This window comes from uncultured Serinicoccus sp., assembly GCF_947500995.1.
Classification (GTDB): domain Bacteria; phylum Actinomycetota; class Actinomycetes; order Actinomycetales; family Dermatophilaceae; genus Ornithinicoccus.
The window spans coordinates 266147-283241 of the sequence record NZ_CANMUA010000005.1 but is presented as its reverse complement, the minus strand read 5'-3'; the positions used below and the strand labels follow the sequence as shown (position 1 = coordinate 283241).

The 17095-nt window shown below is 71.6% G+C and carries 17 protein-coding genes; 8 read left to right on the top strand and 9 right to left on the bottom strand.

The features are described from left to right. Nucleotides 1-26: 26 nt before the first annotated feature. The 4 genes from Q0967_RS09855 to Q0967_RS09840 form a co-directional block, all read right to left on the bottom strand. A complete protein-coding gene (locus Q0967_RS09855; RefSeq protein ID WP_299449817.1) occupies nt 27-800 on the bottom strand; it encodes a 4-hydroxy-tetrahydrodipicolinate reductase in 774 nt (257 codons plus the stop codon). A gap of 237 nt (nt 801-1037) precedes the next feature. Next, nucleotides 1038-1715 (bottom strand): response regulator transcription factor, encoded by a 678-nt coding sequence (locus Q0967_RS09850; protein ID WP_299449815.1) that lies wholly within the window; start codon nt 1713-1715, stop codon nt 1038-1040. Further along, entirely contained in the window at nt 1712-3013 is a 1302-nt protein-coding gene (locus tag Q0967_RS09845) for a sensor histidine kinase (protein WP_299449813.1), read from the bottom strand. Before Q0967_RS09845 ends, Q0967_RS09850 begins: the two co-directional genes overlap by 4 nt. Nucleotides 3014-3059: 46 nt before the next feature. Then, nucleotides 3060-3287: a hypothetical protein gene (locus tag Q0967_RS09840; protein ID WP_298749769.1), complete on the bottom strand. Its 228-nt coding sequence runs from the start codon at nt 3285-3287 to the stop codon at nt 3060-3062. A gap of 317 nt (nt 3288-3604) precedes the next feature. Between Q0967_RS09840 and Q0967_RS09835 the strand changes: the two genes are divergently transcribed. After that, nucleotides 3605-4348 carry an esterase family protein gene (locus Q0967_RS09835; RefSeq protein ID WP_298749767.1) on the top strand — a complete coding sequence of 248 codons (744 nt, stop codon included), beginning with the start codon at nt 3605-3607 and terminating at the stop codon, nt 4346-4348. A gap of 28 nt (nt 4349-4376) precedes the next feature. Here Q0967_RS09835 and Q0967_RS09830 read toward each other — a convergent pair whose 3' ends face one another. The 3 genes from Q0967_RS09830 to Q0967_RS09820 form a co-directional block, all read right to left on the bottom strand. After that, nucleotides 4377-4835 carry a DUF3817 domain-containing protein gene (locus Q0967_RS09830; protein WP_299449811.1) on the bottom strand — a complete coding sequence of 153 codons (459 nt, stop codon included), beginning with the start codon at nt 4833-4835 and terminating at the stop codon, nt 4377-4379. A gap of 76 nt (nt 4836-4911) precedes the next feature. After that, on the bottom strand, nt 4912-5559 hold the full coding sequence (locus Q0967_RS09825; RefSeq protein ID WP_299449809.1) for an SRPBCC family protein: 648 nt from the start codon (nt 5557-5559) through the stop codon (nt 4912-4914). Continuing rightward, nucleotides 5556-5942, bottom strand: a complete 387-nt coding sequence (locus Q0967_RS09820; RefSeq protein ID WP_299449807.1) for a helix-turn-helix transcriptional regulator — start codon at nt 5940-5942, stop codon at nt 5556-5558. Before Q0967_RS09820 ends, Q0967_RS09825 begins: the two co-directional genes overlap by 4 nt. Before the next feature lie 111 nt (nt 5943-6053). Between Q0967_RS09820 and Q0967_RS09815 the strand changes: the two genes are divergently transcribed. The 3 genes from Q0967_RS09815 (at nt 6054) to Q0967_RS09805 (ending at nt 10319) form a co-directional block, all read left to right on the top strand. Continuing rightward, nucleotides 6054-7295, top strand: a complete 1242-nt coding sequence (locus Q0967_RS09815) for a RimK family alpha-L-glutamate ligase (RefSeq protein WP_299449805.1) — start codon at nt 6054-6056, stop codon at nt 7293-7295. Between the two features lie 112 nt (nt 7296-7407). After that, nucleotides 7408-8556: an acyltransferase gene (locus Q0967_RS09810; RefSeq protein WP_299449803.1), complete on the top strand. Its 1149-nt coding sequence runs from the start codon at nt 7408-7410 to the stop codon at nt 8554-8556. Next, nucleotides 8553-10319, top strand: coding sequence for an SLC13 family permease (locus Q0967_RS09805; RefSeq protein ID WP_299449801.1), 1767 nt, complete (start codon nt 8553-8555; stop codon nt 10317-10319). The genes Q0967_RS09810 and Q0967_RS09805 overlap by 4 nt, the downstream gene beginning before the upstream one ends. A gap of 4 nt (nt 10320-10323) precedes the next feature. On the opposite strand, the gene Q0967_RS09800 is transcribed toward Q0967_RS09805, so the two are convergent. Continuing rightward, nucleotides 10324-11094, bottom strand: coding sequence for a 3'(2'),5'-bisphosphate nucleotidase CysQ (locus tag Q0967_RS09800; protein WP_299449799.1), 771 nt, complete (start codon nt 11092-11094; stop codon nt 10324-10326). 16 nt (nt 11095-11110) lie between these two features. Beyond that, nucleotides 11111-12187 carry an adenylyl-sulfate kinase gene (cysC, locus tag Q0967_RS09795; RefSeq protein ID WP_299449797.1) on the bottom strand — a complete coding sequence of 359 codons (1077 nt, stop codon included), beginning with the start codon at nt 12185-12187 and terminating at the stop codon, nt 11111-11113. Between the two features lie 106 nt (nt 12188-12293). Here cysC and cysD point away from each other — a divergent pair, with 106 nt between their 5' ends. The 4 genes from cysD (at nt 12294) to Q0967_RS09775 (ending at nt 17008) form a co-directional block, all read left to right on the top strand. Further along, nucleotides 12294-13205: a sulfate adenylyltransferase subunit CysD gene (cysD, locus tag Q0967_RS09790; protein WP_299449795.1), complete on the top strand. Its 912-nt coding sequence runs from the start codon at nt 12294-12296 to the stop codon at nt 13203-13205. A gap of 23 nt (nt 13206-13228) precedes the next feature. Continuing rightward, nucleotides 13229-14473 (top strand): sulfate adenylyltransferase subunit 1, encoded by a 1245-nt coding sequence (locus Q0967_RS09785; RefSeq protein WP_299449869.1) that lies wholly within the window; start codon nt 13229-13231, stop codon nt 14471-14473. Between the two features lie 13 nt (nt 14474-14486). Then, entirely contained in the window at nt 14487-15737 is a 1251-nt protein-coding gene (locus Q0967_RS09780; protein ID WP_299449792.1) for a GAF domain-containing sensor histidine kinase, read from the top strand. Nucleotides 15738-16300: 563 nt separating this feature from the next. Further along, nucleotides 16301-17008 (top strand): response regulator transcription factor, encoded by a 708-nt coding sequence (locus Q0967_RS09775; RefSeq protein ID WP_299449790.1) that lies wholly within the window; start codon nt 16301-16303, stop codon nt 17006-17008. The last annotated feature ends 87 nt before the right edge of the window (nt 17009-17095 follow it).

Sequence of the window (17095 nt, the reverse complement as noted above, 5' to 3'; positions counted from 1 at the left end):
GTGTCTCCTTCGTGGGGTGCCGGCGCTCAGGCGTGGGCGTCGGCGGTGGTGGACCGCGTGGTGGGCCCGGGGCCCGCCTGCTCGGCGGGATCGCCGAGCAGCGGTCGCAGGTGGTCCTCGGCGAGGTCGTCGAGGGTGAACAGGCCGGGGTGCGGCCGGGTCGTGAGCCAGCCGGCGGCGGTCAGCGCACCAGCGGCGAAGAGGTCGCGGTCGTGTGCGGCGTGCCGCAGGATGACGGTCTCGAGGGCGGTGGTGACGGTGACCTCGTGGTCGCCGACGACCTCGCCGAGGCGCAGGCTGGTGGTCTGGACGTCCTCGAGGCGGGTCCCGGCGCCGCGGGCGAGGGCCTCGCGCAGCGCGAGGGCGGTGCCGCTGGGTGCGTCGACCTTGTGCCGGTGGTGGGTCTCGGCGACCGCGAGGTCGACGGGCGTGCCCGCGCTGCCGGTGGCGGCGGCGTACGCGCCGAGGACCGCGGTCAGTCGTCGGACGAGGGCGACGCCCAGCGAGAAGTTCGGGGCGACCAGCACCCGGACGGGCAGCTCGCCGTCCACCAGGGACGGGTCCCACCCGGTCGCGCCGATGACGAGGTCGGTGCCCGTACGGTGCGCCCACGCGAGGTGGTCCGCGACGGCGTCCGCGGTGCTGACGTCGATGGCGACGTCGACCGCCTCCAGAGCATCCTCGCCCGGGCCCTCGCTCCCGACCGCCCAGCGCACCTCGAGGTCGTCCCGGGCGTCGGCGAGCCGCCGGATCGCCGAGCCGAGGCGTCCGGTCCCGAAGAGTCCGAGGGAGGTGGGCACCGGACGAGTATGTCGTCGCCCCACGACGCACCGCAACGCGTGTTTGTGCAGGTCAGGGCAGGTGTCCTGCCGATCGGCCCACAGGCCGGACGATGTCCTGCCACGCCGTCCGCGACCGTCCCGGTCCTCCCGCCGGACCGGCGCAAGTTGGTACGCGCCCGCGCCACCGAGCGCCGCGAATGGTGGTCTGCGCCCACCATTCGCGGCGCTCGGTGCGGTGGGCGTGCCCAGCGACGGTCAGGGCTGGACGAGGCCGGTGCGGTAGGCGAGGGCGACGAGCTGGGCGCGCTCGGAGCTGCCCGTCTTCATGAGCAGCCGCGAGATGTGCGTCTTGACGGTGGCCTCGGAGATGAAGAGCTGCTCGGCCAGGTCGCTGTTGGAGGGTGCGTCGCCCATGAGGGTGAGCACCTCCAGCTCGCGGGGGGACAGCATCTCCAGGCTGGGGAGGCCGCTGGGGTCCCGGGGGGCCGTCTCGCGCAGCGTCTCGATGACCTTGCCGGCCACCCCGGGGTCGATCCACGAGCCGCCGTCGGCGACGCGACGGACCGCGTCGCCGATCCGGGTGGGGACGGCCTCCTTGAGCATGTAGCCCGAGGCCCCGGCCCGGAGCGCGCCGTAGAGCGCGTCGTCGTGGTCGAAGGTGGTCAGCACCAGCACAGTGGTGACGCCGTCGGCGTCACCACCGCCGCGCTCCCCCTCGGCGGTGATCTGCCGGGTCGCCTCGATGCCGTCCATCCGCGGCATGCGGATGTCCATGACGACGACGTCGGGCCGCTCACGCCGCACGGCTTCGACCGCCTCGACGCCGTCGGCGGCGAGGGCGACGACCTCCAGGTCGCTCTCCGCTGCGAGCAGCATCGACAGGCCGTCGCGGACCTGCTCCTGGTCGTCGGCGACGACGACGCGGATGGTCATGGCTGCCTCGCCTCCCGCGTCGTCGACCCCCGCGGGGCCTCGGCCGACCCGGTCGGCAGGACGGCGGTCCCCACGAACTCGTCGCCGGCCCAGCCCGCCTCGAACCGTCCCCCCACCAGGCCGACCCGTTCGCGCAGCCCGCGCAGCCCGGTGCCGCCGTTGGGGATGTCGGTGCGGGCCGCGTCGCGGCTGCCACGGCAGCGCACCTGGATCTGCAGCTCGGCCCCGTGCCAGGCGACGTAGATGTCGACGAGCGCGCCGTGACCGGCGTGCTTCAGGGCGTTGGTCAGCGACTCCTGGACGACGCGGTAGGCCGCTGCCCCCACAGACTGGTCGACCTGGTGCGGGTCCCCCGACCGGTGGACCTCGACGATGAGACCGCTGCTGCGGCTCAGGTCGACGAGCCCGTCGAGGTCTCCCAGGCCAGGCTGGACGCTCGACTCCTGGTCAAGGGTGAGTCCGCCTCCCGTGCCCTCGGCGGCCGCATCCCCGCGCAGCACGCCGAGCAGGCGGTGCAGCTCGCGCATGCTCTGGGCGCCGGTCGACTCGATCGTGCCCAGCGACCGCAGGACCGTCTCGAGGCGCTGGTCCCCGGGGTGGTCCCGGTCGACCGAGCCGGCCATGGCCCGCGCCCCCGCGGCCTGCATCATCATCGCGCTGACCGAGTGCGCCACGATGTCGTGCAGCTCGCGGCCGATCCGCTGGCGCTCCGCCCGGGCCGCGCGCTCCCCCCGCACGTCCAGCTCGTCGTGCAGAGCCGTGGTCCGGTAGTGCGTGTAGCGCTCCACCGTGGCGGCCGCCCAGGCCGCGAAAACGAGTGCCGCGAAGAAGGTGGTGGTGGAGAGCAGGTTGCCGAGGTCGGGGTTCTCGAAGGACTTCGCGACGTTGCGCACGATGAGCGGCACCTGGACCAGCCCGAGGGCCAACGAGCCCCACCACCGCACCGGCCCCCCGCGCCGGGCGGCGGCGTGGATGGCCACGAGCAAGCAGAAGATGGGCTGGGCATACTCCAGCACGAGGGTGAGGCCGATGCTGATCCCGGCCACCCCGAGCAGCGCCACCACCGGGTAGCGGTAGCGCACCACGAGCAGCGCGCCCATGGCCAGCACCAGGGTGGTGCCGATCCAGGCCGGCGCCATGCCGCCACCGACGAGGTAGAGGTCGTCGATGAGCACCCCGGTCGTCCCCAGGTCGAAGACGGTCGCCATGACGATGGCCAGCACGCCCAGGCCGCGGATCAGCAACCGCCACCCACGCCCGTGCGGGATGTCCGGGGGGGTCGGTGTCGCGCTGGTCACGGTCCTCGCCCCTCCTCCCGGTCCCGTCGGGCTCCAGGAACCCAACCTAGTCGCACATCCGGGGGAACCTCGTGCAGAACCACTCGGGGAGACCGAACGCCGTCGTACCGGCCATCGCCCCAGGCTTCAGCTCGTCGCGCGGCCCGGGCGTGGGCACCGCACGGGAGAGCCGGAGGGCGACCTCGCGCTCCCCGTCCGCCGCGGTGAGGACCTCGACCACCTCGATGCGGGGGTGCCCGTCCCTGCCGCCCCCTGCTGCGGCAGGGACGGGCACCACATGCAGGGGGAGGGACGGATGGGGCTCCCTGTGACCCAGCCGCATCACGGCGCACTCGGGGGTGACCAGCTCGGCCCGACCGACGGTCCGGCTCGAGAGTCCCTCTGCATCACCCGTCATGACGCGCACGTGTCCTCGGAACTGCACGGCTGACAGTCTGGCCGGGACGGCAGGTGGCGCGCGTCATCCTGCAGACGGATATCCAGGTCGACCTTGCGCCTCCCGGGCCGGACGGCCGCCGGTGCGGGAGGTATGACGTGTGGCAGGCTTTCCCCCACGTCGGGTCAGGTCCCGGCCGGTGACGAAGGAGTGCCATGGAGCGCGAGCAGGTCGATCTCGACACCCAGGGCGTCGGGCGGGGCGCGATCATCCGCTACGGCCACTACGGCCGCCCGGTGCTGGTCTTCCCGTCGGAGGCCGGTCGCGCGTGGGACTTCGAGAACAACGGCATGATCGAGGCGGTCGCGGACCTGCTCGAGGACGGGCGCATCAAGCTCTACTGCGTCGACTCCTTCGACCACCTCACCTGGAGCGACAACAGCCTGCCGACCGAGGAGCGGGCACGTCGGCACGGGGCCTACGAGCGCTGGGTCCTGGACACGGTGGTGCCGCTCATCGACGAGGACTCTCCGGGTCACCGCAGCATCGTCACCGTCGGCGCCAGCATGGGCGGGTTCCACGCGGTCAACTTCGCGCTCAAGCGGCCCGACGTCTTCGGGATCGGCATGAGCCTGTCCGGCAACTTCGACCCCAGCTCCTGGCACGGGTGGGGCGAGCTGGGGGAGGCGACCTACTTCAACAACCCCACCGCCTACGTCGCCGGCATGGAGGGGGAGCACCTGCAGTGGGTGCGCGAGCACGCCAACATCCTCATCGTCGTGGGGCAGGGTGCCTTCGAGGTGCACCCCACCCAGTCGTTGCCGGGCGCGCACCGCATGGCCGGGATCCTCGCGGACAAGGGCATCCCGCACGAGCTCGACCTGTGGGGGCACGACAGCGCCCACGACTGGCCGTGGTGGCGCAAGCAGCTGGCGCACCACCTGCCGCGCTTCTGCTGAGGCCCGCCGACGCAGGACGCCCCCGGGCTCAGCCCACGGGCGGGCCGAGGCGGAGCAGCACGACGAAGACCACGGTCACCGCGAGCAGTGCGACGACGGCCCAGAGCAGGGGCCGCTGCAGGACGGCGTGCAGGGCCCGCTCGGGCAGCGTCCGGGCCGCGGCGCGCTCACGCAGACGCCAGGTCGGGCCCGCCAGCCCACGCCGGCGGACGGACTGCTCGAAGGGAATGGTGACGAACGGTGGCACCGCGCTGAACAGCCCGAGGGCCAGGGTCTTCGGGCCCCAGCGCTGGTCGAGCGCCACGACCACGACGACCACGCAGTAGGCGAGGAAGACGAAGCCGTGGACGGGGCCGGCGATGCTCACCCCGAGGTCGGTGGTCCTCGTGAGGTACTTCAGCGCCATACCGATGAGCAGCAGCGACCAGGTCACCGCCTCGGCGTCGGCGAGGACGCGGAGCAGCCGGCCGGGCCCGGGGTAGGTCATCGACCCATTCTCGGGCATCGTCCGGCGCGGGCCGGCGACGCCCCCCCCTCAGCCGGGGCGCGTCACGCCCCGTCGGTCAGTCGTCCTGGGGCGGCACGTAGAAGGCGGTCGTCGCGGCGACGTTGGCCTCGACGACCTCGGGGTCGGTTCCCGCCCCCAGCTGCGCCTCGCCCCAGGCCCGCGCGGACGCGACGTTGAACTCCCGGACGGCCGGGTCCCGGTCCAGGTCCTCCACCGAGGGCAGCTCGCCGCCGGCCACGTGGAGCGCCAGCCCGAGCAGCGCGCCGTCCCAGCCGACACCGACGGCGCCGGGGCCGAACTGGTCCCACATCTCCGGCGGGGTCTGCGCGCGGTGGGTCAGGGTGAGCACGGTGCTGCCCGGGGCCTGCGCGTCCTCCTCGAGGACGACCTCGACGAGCGAGGCGTCCTCGGGTCCGGTGGGCCCCATCTCCCAGGTCACCAGCAGACGGCGGTGGGGCTCGCAGGCCCGGATGACACCACCGGCGTTGCCGGTGAAGGCATACCTGCCGCCGAGGCTGAGGTCGCCCTCGACCGGGAGGAACCACCGGGACAGCCGGTCGGGGTCGGTGAGCGCGTCCCACAGCTGTGCCGGGGTGGTCGCGTAGCGGCGGGAGAGCGTCACCACCTGCGCCGGCCCCGCGGGCACGCTGCCCTCGCCCACCGATCGGTCCACCATCGCCAGTTCCTGCATCAGGTCCTTCATGCCATCCTCCGTGTCGTGTCCTCGGCGGGGTCCGCCTCGTGGGTGCTGTCGTCCGTCCGTGCCGCCCGGCGCCCTCGGGCCAGCTCCGTCTCCAGCGCGTCGAGCCGTTGCGACCAGAAGCCGCGCAGCTCGGCCAACCAGCGCTCCGCCTCCGCCAGGGGGCCCGGCTCCAGCGTGTAGATCCGGCGTCGGCCGACGGCGCGTGCGCTGACCAGACCGCCCTCGCGCAGCACCCTCAGGTGCTGGGACACGGCCGGCTGGCTGACCGTGAACTCCTCCTGCGCCAGGGCGACCAGTCCGCCGGCGGAGATCTCCCCGCCGAGGGCCAGGTGCTCCAACAGCCTCCGCCGTACCGGGTCGCCCAGGACGTCGAGTGCTGTCATGAGGTGATAGTGACACCGGCCTTCCATAAGTCAATGCTTATGCAAGGGCGGTCGACTCGGCCGCCGAGTCGTGCGCTGACGCGAGGGCGTCGAGGCGCTAACGTTCCGGTCATGGCCAACGACGTGCGCACCCACCTGATCGGTCTGCTGCTCGGCGCGGAGGAGGACTGGCCGCGCGCCTTCGAGTCGATCATGTCGCTGGTGGGCCCCGTGCAGGCCGGCGGCGCGACGCACTCCATCAGCAGCGAGCGGGTGCGGATCCACCCCTTCGACCTCACCGACCCGGTGCGCCACGGCCTGGTCATCGACCGTCTGGCGTACTGGTACTACCACCCCCGCGAGTGGTTGAAGAAGGCGTCGCTCATGAACGACACCTACCTGCTCAACAGCCCGTTCACCTTCCAGTCGATGGAGAAGCACAGCGCCTACGTCGCGATGCTGCGGCTCGGGATGAAGATCCCGAAGACGGTGCTGGTCCCCTACAAGAACCCGATCGACAACGTCCGGTGGGCCTACACCGCGGCGAAGTACAACGACCCGTTCGACCTGGAGACGATCGCGGCCGACATCGGCTACCCGTTGTTCATGAAGCCCTTCGACGGGGGCGGCTGGCGCGGCGTCTCCAAGGTCAAGGACGTCGAGGGGCTGCACAAGGCCTACGACGAGTCCGGCAACATGCTCATGCACCTGCAGGCGACGGTCGACTACGACAAGTTCGCCCGGGCCCTGACGATCGGCCCCGAGACGATGGTCATGGACTTCCGACCCGACGAGCCCATGCACAACAGGTATGCCGTCACCCACGACTTCCTCTCGCCGCAGGCCGGGTGGGAGGCCGAGACGGTGAGCAAGGTCGTCAACGCCTTCTTCGGGTGGGAGTTCAACTCCGCCGAGATGCTCGTCGCCGGGGACGAGGTCTACCCCATCGACTACGCCAACGCCTGCCCCGACGTCGCCATCACCTCGCTGCACTACTACTTCCCCTGGGCCATCACCGCCCTGGTCCGGTGGTCGACGTACTGCCTCGTGACCGGTCGCAAGTCGGCCATCGGCGTCCGCAACCCGCGCGACTACTTCGCCATCGGCGACGACCCGGACCGCACCTACACCGAGAAGATGCAGGCCTACCGCGAGCTCGCGGACGCCGAGTTCGAGACGGACCGCTACTGGGAGTGGTGCGAGCAGCACCTGGCGCACCTGCCCGAGCGGGTCATGGACTGGGTCGCCTCGGAAGACTTCGACCGCCTCCTGGTGGACACCGTGCGCGGCCACTACCCGGCGCACGAGCACGAGAAGTTCATCGCGCACTTCCGGGGTCTGACGAGCATGTGGGTGACCGACCAGCAGCGGTAACCCCCGCCAGGAGTCTGCGGTCGAAGGGCTGTTCGTGAAGTAGCCTGCCGTCGAACCCTCATGCGGTGGACCACTGTCGTTGGTGCCCGGAGTCGACCTAGGAGGACAGCGCGTGGTCAGCCCCACCCCTGATGCTCGCACCAACGCCGGCAGGGCGGGTCGACCTGGGTCCCTCCTCGACCTGCTGGACCCGCGCAGCAACAGCCTCAACGCCATCCGACTGGTCCTCGCCAGCTCCGTGATCGTCTCGCACGCCCCCATGATCGTGAGCGGCGACGACCCGTATGCCATCGCCGACCTGGACGTCGGGGGGTGGGCGGTCGCAGGGTTCTTCGTCGTGTCCGGGTGGCTCATCGCCAGCTCGAGGATGTCGACCGACTTCGCTCCCTTCATGTGGCGCCGCCTGATCAGGATCATGCCGGCCTTCTGGGTGGCGCTGCTCATCACGGCTGCTGTCTTCGCACCGATGACGTGGCTGTCCGACGAGGGGGAGCGGTCGCCGGTCAGTGCCCTCACCTACGTCGTGAAGAACGCCGGGCTGTGGATCTTCCAGCCCACCATCGACGGCACCTTGATCGGCAACCCGGTCAGCACCTGGAACGAGTCCCTGTGGACCCTCTCGTGGGAGATGCTCTGCTACCTGGGGATCGCGCTGGTGTTCTTCTGGGGCACGGCCCGGACGCGTCCGTGGCCGGTGCTCCTCCTCTGGGGTGCCGCGACAGCGGCCACCGTGGTCATCCGCGAGACGGACTGGGTGTCCATCTCCACCGGGTCCGCCGTGGGCCAGGGCGCCCGTCTGGGCTCCTACTTCCTGGCCGGTGCCGCGCTGCGGATGATGGCTCATCGGGTCCCGGGCAGGGCCACGCTGGCTGCCGCGTGCGTGGTGGCCCTGGCGGTGATGGCGTGGTTCGGTGTCGCCGGCGCTCTGATCGGGGCGCCCATGGCGTATCTGTCGATCTATCTCGGAGCGGTGCTTCCTCTGCGAGGAGTCGCTCGCACGAACGACATCTCCTACGGGATCTACATCTACGGCTTTCCCGTGGGTCAGCTGCTGGCGTTCTACGCCGGCGGCCTGGGCGTGGTCCAGAGCATCACCCTGAACGTCCTGCTCGTGATCCCGCTCGCCTGGATGTCGTGGCTCTGGGTCGAGTCGCCCGCCATGAGGCTGAAGTCCCTGGTCCCGAGCCGACGGGGTCCCGCTCCTGCTGCCGCGCGCGCCCAGCCAGAGAGCCCGTCACGACACGTGTCGAGGGAAGAGTGAGCGCTGACGCCTGGGTGACAGTCGCTGTCCTGGTGGGCGTGCTGACCGCCCTCGTGCGGCAGCGCACCAGCCCCTGGGTGGTGGTGCTGGGCGGCGTCATCGCCCTCCTCGTGCTGGGGGTGATCACCCCGGCGGAGGCCTTCACCGGGTTCTCCAACCCCGCCCCGATCACGGTGGCGGCGCTCTACGTCGTGGCCGCCGGCATCGAGAAGACCGGAGCCCTGGCCCCGGTGATGCAACGCACCCTGGGGGACCGGGGGACATACCGGCTGCCGCTGCTGCGGGTGCTGACCCCGACCGTCGGGGCGTCCGCCCTGCTCAACAACACCCCGATCGTGGCCATGCTCATCCCGCAGGTGACGGCCTGGTGCGAGCGGCAGGGCCGGTCGGCCAGCAAGTTCCTCATGCCGATCTCCTTCGCGGCCGTGCTCGGGGGCCTGCTCACCGTCATCGGCACCTCGACCAACCTCGTCGTCTCCGGGCAGATGACCGAGCTGGGCCTCGAGGCGATCGGCTTCTTCGAGATCGGGCGGCTGGGGCTGCCCATCGCGATCCTGGGGCTCCTGGTCCTCGTCGCCGTCGCGCCCAGGCTCCTCCCGGCCCGCCGCTCCGCGCGGGAGGAGCTGCAGAGCGAGGGCCGGCGCTTCTCCATCGAGATGATCGTGCAGCCCGGCGGGCCGGTCGACGGCCGCACCGTGGAGGAGGCCAAGCTGCGCTCCCTCCCCGGTCTGTTCCTCGTGTCGGTGGACCGGGGCGACACCGTCATCGCCCCCGTCCGGCCCGACACCGTGCTGCGGGGCGGCAACCGTCTGCACTTCGTCGGCTCGGTCAGCAAGGTCGTCGACGCCCAGCTCATGCCGGGACTGCGCTCGGCCGAGCTCGAGCACGTCCTCGACCTCAAGAGCGAGAGCGCGAAGTACTTCGAGGTCGTCGTGGGCTCCCAGTCGCCGCTGGTCGGCCGCACCCTGCGGGAGTCGGACTTCCGGTCGACCTACCAGGCCGCGGTGGTGGGCATCCACCGGTCGGGCCACCTCGTCGACGGCAAGCTCGGCGCCCAGACCATCCGGCTCGGCGACACTCTCATCGTCGTGTCCGACCCCGACTTCCGGAAGCGGTGGCGCGACCACTCCGACTTCCTGCTCGTCGCCGGCCTCGACGGGTCGCCCCCGGCGGCGACGCCACGCGCGTGGATCCCGGCCACCGTCCTCGCCCTGGTCGTCGGGCTGGCGGCCTTCGGGGTCATGCCGATCCTGCAGGGCTCCCTGCTGGGCGCCGTGGCCCTCATCGCCACGGGCGTCCTGTCCGCCCAGGAGGCGCGCCGGGCGGTCGACCCGGAGGTCATCCTCGTCATCGCCTCCGCCTTCGGCCTGGCGAGCGCGATGCAGGTCTCCGGGCTGGCCGAGGCCCTGGCCGGGGGGCTGGTTGCCTCGCTCGGCAGCTTCGGCACGCTCGGGGTGCTCCTCGGGCTGGTCCTGGCGACCATCGTGCTCACCGAGCTGGTGACGAACAACGCCGCGGCCCTGCTCATGCTGCCGGTGGCGGTCGCCACGGCGGACTCCGTCGGGCTGGACCCACGGGGCGCTGCCATCGCCGTGGCGGTGGCCGCCTCGGCGTCGTTCCTGTCACCGATCGGCTACCAGACCAACATGATGGTCTACGGCCCCGGCGGCTACCGGTTCACCGACTACGCACGGCTCGGGTGGGTCCTCACCGTCATGGTCGTCCTGGCCACCGTGCTGCTGACGCCGTTGCTCTGGCCCTGAGCCCTCAGCCCAGGTCCATGGTCGCGAGCGCCGCCATCAGCTCGTCAGCCACCTCGGGGCGGCACACGACCAGGTCCGGCGACCACGGGTTCTCCCGGTTGTAGACGAGAGGGCTGCCGTCGACCCGGCTCGTGTGCAGGCCGTGGGCCATCGCGACCGCGACAGGTGCCGCAGAGTCCCACTCGTACTGCCCGCCCGCGTGCACGTAGGCGTCGGAGGACCCGTCGAGGACCGACATCGCCTTGACGCCGGCCGAGCCCATCGGCACCGTCGTGGCCCCCATCGTCCGACCCAGCTCCTCGGCGAAGGCCGGGGGCCGTGAGCGGCTGACGGCCAGCCGCAGCGGGGGGTCGCCGGCCGGGCGGGCGGGCAGGTCGAGCCGGAGCGAGGGGTCGGTGCCGTAGGTGACGCCGCGCGCGGGCAGCGCGACCGCCCCGGCCACGAGCTCACCGGACTGCCACAGCGCCACGTGCACGGCCCAGTCGTCCCGGGGGACCTCGCTGAACTCCCGCGTCCCGTCCAGCGGGTCGATGATCCACACCCGCTCGGTGGAGAGCCGGGCGTGGTCGTCGGCCGCCTCCTCGCTCAGCACGGCGTCGCCGGGGGCGCGCTCGGCCAGCGCGGCTGCCAGCAGCTCCTGGGAGGCGGCGTCGCCGGCGTCCTTGAGGTCGCGACCCTCCACCCCCCGGGCGTGGAGGTCGGCGCGGACGGCGAGCAGGCGCTCGCCGGCCAGGTCGGCGAGCTCGCGGGCGAGCTGGTGGTCGTCGGTCGTCATGGTGTCCCCTCGGAGGTCAGCGGGTGGTCGTCGGCGGCGCGGTCGTCGCCAGGATCTGGTCGACGAGCTCATCCACGTCGCGGTCGGTCGTGTCCAGGGTCAGCGTGGCGTCGGTCGGTGTCTCGTAGGGCGAGCTGATGCCGGTGAAGTCCGGGATCTCGCCGGCGCGGGCGCGGGCGTACAGCCCCTTGCGGTCCCGGCGCTCGCACTCCTCCAGCGGAGTCGCCACGTGGACCAGGACGAACCTCCCGCCTCGTCCCTCGACCATGGCGCGCACCGCGCGGCGGGTCCCGTCGAAGGGGGCGATGGGGCTGGCGATCGCGGTGCCGCCGTGCCGCGCGATCTCGGCGGCGACCCACCCGATCCGGCGCACGTTGGTCTCGCGGTCCTCGGGGGAGAAGCCCAGCCCGGCGGACAGGTGGCGGCGGACGACGTCACCGTCGAGCAGGGAGACGGTGCGTCCCTCGTCCTCGACGAGCCGGTCGCGCAGCGCGCGGGCCAGGGTCGACTTGCCGGAGCCGGACAACCCGGTCAGCAGCACGACGACGCCACCGCGTCCCTCGAGGTATGCCGTCCCGCCAGCCGGTGAGGTCAGGTCACGGACGTGGTCGGTGCCCCCGAGGACCTGCTGCAGGTGCGTCACCTTGTCGGTGCGCCGGTCAGCGCTGCGGCCGACCGGGGCGACGCCCACGGCATACCCCTGCTCCTGCGCCAGGGTGCGGGCGGCACGCACGAGGTCGAGGTCGCGCTGGTTGTCGTCCCCGTCGGTCGAGGCGAGCACGACGACCGTGCGGGTCCCCTCCGGCAGGCCGGCCAGTGCCTCGTGGTCGTCCACCAGGACGGCCGGCAGCTCGACGTCGGCGTCGGTCAGGTGCCATCGCTCGAACGGCCGCGAAGAACGGGGCGAGCGCCAGGTGAGGCCGTCCTCGTGGTCGACGTCGACGACCGGCACCCCCTCGGCGTCGACCAGGGTGACGGGCCCCGCCGGCACGTCCACGAGGTCGGCGGGCAGCAGGCCCAGGCGCAGCAGCTCGAGGTCGTCGAGGGTGGGGACACCCGGGAAGATCGGCGACGAGGGGAGGGGCGTGGTCACCTCGCCACCCTAGGTCAGGTCGTGGCCGACGGTGGAACGATGCTGGAAGGTGAGCCGATGTCCGATATCGTGCAGCCCGCAGCATCCGTAGGGGAAAGGCGCAGGAGTGACAGTCGACGGCAACTACCGACTCTCCCAGCTCGACGAGCTGGAGGCCGAGTCGATCCATATCTTCCGTGAGGTGGCGGCGGAGTTCGAGAAGCCGGTGCTGATGTTCTCCGGCGGCAAGGACTCCATCGTCATGCTGCGGCTGGCGGAGAAGGCGTTCTACCCGGCCAAGGTGCCCTTCCCGGTGCTGCAGGTGGACACCGGCTACGACTTCCCCGAGGTGCTGGCGACCCGGGACCGCTGGGTAGAGCGGCTCGGGCTGCGCCTGCACGTCGCCTCGGTGGAGCAGGCGATCAAGGACGGCATCGTCGTCGACGACGGCAAGACGCCGCGCAACCGGCTCCAGATCGGCACCCTGCTCAACGCCATCGAGGAGGAGGGCTACACGGCCGCCTTCGGGGGCGGACGCCGCGACGAGGAGAAGGCGCGCGCCAAGGAGCGCGTCTACTCCCACCGCGACGAGTTCGGCCAGTGGGACCCCAAGAACCAGCGGCCAGAGCTGTGGAGCCTCTACAACGGCCGGATCCACGAGGGCGAGCACATGCGGGTCTTCCCGCTGTCCAACTGGACCGAGCTCGACGTGTGGGACTACATCCGGCGCGAGGCCATCGACATCCCCTCGATCTACTTCGCCCACCAGCGGCGCGTCTTCGAGCGGAACGGCATGCTCTTCTCCGAGAGCGAGCACAACCCGCTGCGCGACGGGGAGACCGTCAGCGAGCGGCAGGTCCGCTTCCGCACCGTCGGCGACCTGACGCTCACCGGGTGCCTGGAGTCGGACGCCGACGACCTGGACAAGATCATCGAAGAGGTGGCCGCCTCCCGGATCACCGAGCGCGGCGCGACCCGCGGCGACGACAAGTTCTCCGAGGCCGCCATGGAGGACCGCAAGAAGGAAGGCTACTTCTGATGGGTACCGGCACCGAGACAGGCATGGACCTGCTGCGCTTCGCGACCGCGGGCTCCGTGGACGACGGCAAGTCGACGCTCATCGGGCGCCTGCTGCTGGACAGCAAGGCGATCTTCGAGGACCAGCTCGAGTCCGTCGAGCGGACCTCCAAGGACAAGGGCTTCGACTACACCGACCTCGCGCTGCTCACCGACGGACTGCGCAGCGAGCGCGAGCAGGGCATCACCATCGATGTCGCCTACCGCTACTTCGCGACCCCGCGGCGCAAGTTCATCATCGCCGACACCCCGGGCCACGTGCAGTACACCCGCAACATGGTCACCGGCGCCTCCACGGCCGACCTCGGCCTGGTGCTCGTGGACGCCCGCCAGGGCATGACCGAGCAGTCGCGCCGGCACGCGGTCATCCTGTCGATGCTGCGGGTCCCGCACCTCGTGCTGGCCGTCAACAAGATGGACCTGGTCGACTTCTCGGAGGAGACCTTCCGCCGCATCGAGGCGGAGTTCACGGACTTCGTCCGCAAGCTCGACGTGCCCGACCTCACGGTCATCCCGATCTCGGCGCTACAGGGCGACAACGTCGTGACCCGCAGCGAGAAGATGCCGTGGTACGGCGGCAGCAGCCTGTTGCACCACCTCGAGCACGTCTACATCGGCTCCGACCGCGAGATGCGTGACGTCCGCTTCCCGGTGCAGTACGTCATCCGACCCAAGTCGGACGAGTTCCACGACTACCGCGGGTATGCCGGTCAGGTCGCCGGCGGCGTCATGAAGCCCGGCGACGAGGTCATCGTCCTGCCCAGCGGCATGACGAGCACCATCGAGTCGATCGACGCCTTCGACACCCAGGTGGACGAGGCATACCCCCCGATGTCGGTGACGGTGCGCCTCGCGGACGACGTCGACGTGAGCCGCGGCGACATGATCGCCCGGGTCAACAACCAGCCGGAGCAGACGCAGGATCTCGACGCGATGGTCTGCTGGATGTCGCCGGGTGCGCTGAAGCCGCGCTCCAAGCTGCTGGTCAAGCACACCACCCGGACCGTGAAGGCACTGGTCACGGAGATCGACTACCGGCTCGACGTCAACACCCTGCACCGCGACCAGGACGCCGAGGAGATCGGTCTGAACGAGATGGGTCGGATCCGGCTGCGCGTCCAGCAGCCGCTCATGGTCGACCTCTACGAGCAGAACCGCATCACCGGCTCGTTCATCCTCATCGACCAGGCCTCGGGCGTCACCGTCGGCGCGGGGATGATCCGGGACTGAGCCGCGAGCGGTCATGACAGCCTCGGAGCCGGACGCACGCGCGCCGTCGGACGAGGCCGACCGCTACGGGCTCGTCGGCGCCCCGTCCAGCGACGAGCTCCATTCGCTCTCCGACCTGGCGGCGAGCATCTTCGGCGCCCCCGGCGCGGCGGTGACGATCTTCACCGCCACCAGCGAGCACCGGATCGCCGCCACCGGGACCGAGCCGTCGGTGTGCGCCCTGGGCGAGTCCCTGTGCACCCTGGTGGAGATCGACGACGTCGTCGTGGTGCCGGACGCCCGCCGGGACCCGAGGTTGGCGAACCACCCCACGGTGACCGCGCGGCCCGGCATCCGGTTCTACGCCACGGCCCCCATGCGCAGCCCCGACGGGGCCCTGGTCGGCCAGCTGTGCGTCTTCGACCACCGCGCCCGGCGGACGACGGCGACCCAGCGCGACGCGCTCGGCTTCCTGGCGGCGAGGGCGACGGACATCCTGGAGCTGCGGTTGCGCAGCGGGCAGCTGAGCACGTCGCTGGAGGAGCTGACCGAGGCACGCGACGAGCTGGCGCGGTCCAACGTGGCGCTCTCGCACTTCGCCGCGCAGGTGAGCCACGACCTGCGCAACCCGCTCATGGCCGTGCGCGCCAACGCGGAGGTCCTCGCGGGCGAGCCGGTGATCCGTGCGGACCCCGAGCTGGCAGCGGCCGTGGAGCGGATCGCCGACGCGGCACGGGGGATGAGCGGGATGATCCACGACGTCCTCTCGCTCGCGCAGGAGGGAGGCCGGCCGACGGTCCGGGAGGTGGACCTGGGCGAGGTCGTCGACCGGGTGCTGCTGGACCTGAGTCCCCTGGTCCGGCAGGCGGGTGCGCACGTCGAGGTCGAGGACCTGCCGGTCGTGCCGGCCGACCCCGCCCTGCTGCACTCCGTCCTGCTCAACCTCCTCGACAACAGCCTGAAGTTCACCCGTCACGGGATCGCGCCCCAGGTACGGGTGCACGCCCTCGCGAGGCCCGGCTGGTGGCGCATCTGCGTCACCGACAACGGCGCGGGCATACCCCCTGGCCACGAGCACGCGGTCTTCCTGCCCTTCGTCCGTGCCCGCCCCGGCGAGGGTGTGACCCGGGCCGAGGGGCACGGCATCGGGCTGGCCACGGTGCACCGCGTCGTGACCGCCCACGGCGGGCGGGTCGGTCTGGAACCGGCGCCCGAGGGCGGCACCTGCGCGTGGTTCGAGCTGCCCCTGGACCAGCCCGCCACGGACCGCCACGAGGCGACCTGAGCGCGACTGCGGGTCAGCCAGGTCGACCGTGGCGACACTGTGGATCAGATGAGGATCTCGCGTGGATCAGCCGTGGAGAAGCGCTGCGTAAGGTCGGAGACATCAAGCAACGCAGCTGGACACGTGGCGCCGCACCAGGTCCGTAGCACGGACCGAGCCGGCGCCACCGCACTGCTCGCTCACGCGAGCTCAACCGCAACCTGACGGCACTGGGACAGCCGTCAGGCCAGGGCCGGTCCCCCTCCGGGCCAGGCCCCGGGGCCTCTGTCGCCTTCCGTGACGGCGACAGAGCCCCTGTCTGCTGCGGGGCGTCGCCGTCAGGGACGGCGGCGACACCCCGCAGCCCAGCTGCTGCTGCACCGCCCTCACGTCAGACGAGGAGGGGCGAGGCGGATGACGCAGGGACCGACTGCCGCCACCGACCGCACGAGGTCGACCGAGGAGGTATGCGCGTGAGGCGCGGAGCGCCGAGGTCAGCCCGACCGGGCACGCCCCGGGTCGCGACACCCGCGGCATACCCGGGTGCCGTCACGATGAGCCTCGCGCTGCCTAGGATTCATGGCATGGCCACGGTCGTGGTCGTTGAGGACGACGACAAGATCGCCGCCCCGCTGGTGCGCACCCTCGAGCGAGACGGCCATGCCGTCGACCGCTTCGACCAGGGGCAGCCTGCCGTCGACCGGGTGGTCTCCGCCGATCCACCGGTCGACCTGGTCCTGCTCGACCTGGGGCTGCCGGACATGGACGGGATCGACGTCTGCCGTGCGGTACGGGAGGCCGGATACGTCGGCGGCATCATCATCCTCACGGCCAGGGACGGTGAGCTGGACCGTGTCGTCGGGCTGGACACGGGCGCCGACGACTACCTCGCCAAGCCGTTCGGGCTCGCCGAGCTGCAGGCGCGCACCAGGGCCTTGCTGCGCCGCAGCACCATCAACCGGGCTCCGGACCCCCCTCGGGCCACGGCCCGTCCGGCTGACGGAGGTCTGCACATCGACGTCGACGCGCGACGCGTGCTCGTGCGTGGGGTCGACGTGCCCACCACCACCAAGGAGTTCGACGTGCTGGCACTGCTGGCCGCACGTCGTGGGGCCGTCGTCAGCCGGGAGACGCTCATCAACGAGGTGTGGGACGAGAACTGGTTCGGCTCCACCAAGACCTTGGACAACACCGTCGGACGTCTGCGCGGCAAGCTCGAGGGTGCGGACGCTCCGGTGCGGATCACCGCGGTGCGAGGGGTGGGCTTCCGGCTGGAGACGGACGACGGTTGAGTCCGGACTCTGCACAGATCAGCGCTGCCGCAGGTCGAGCACCCCTTGTCGTTGCTCGCCGAGGAGGCGAAAGCGCGTGAGTGCGAC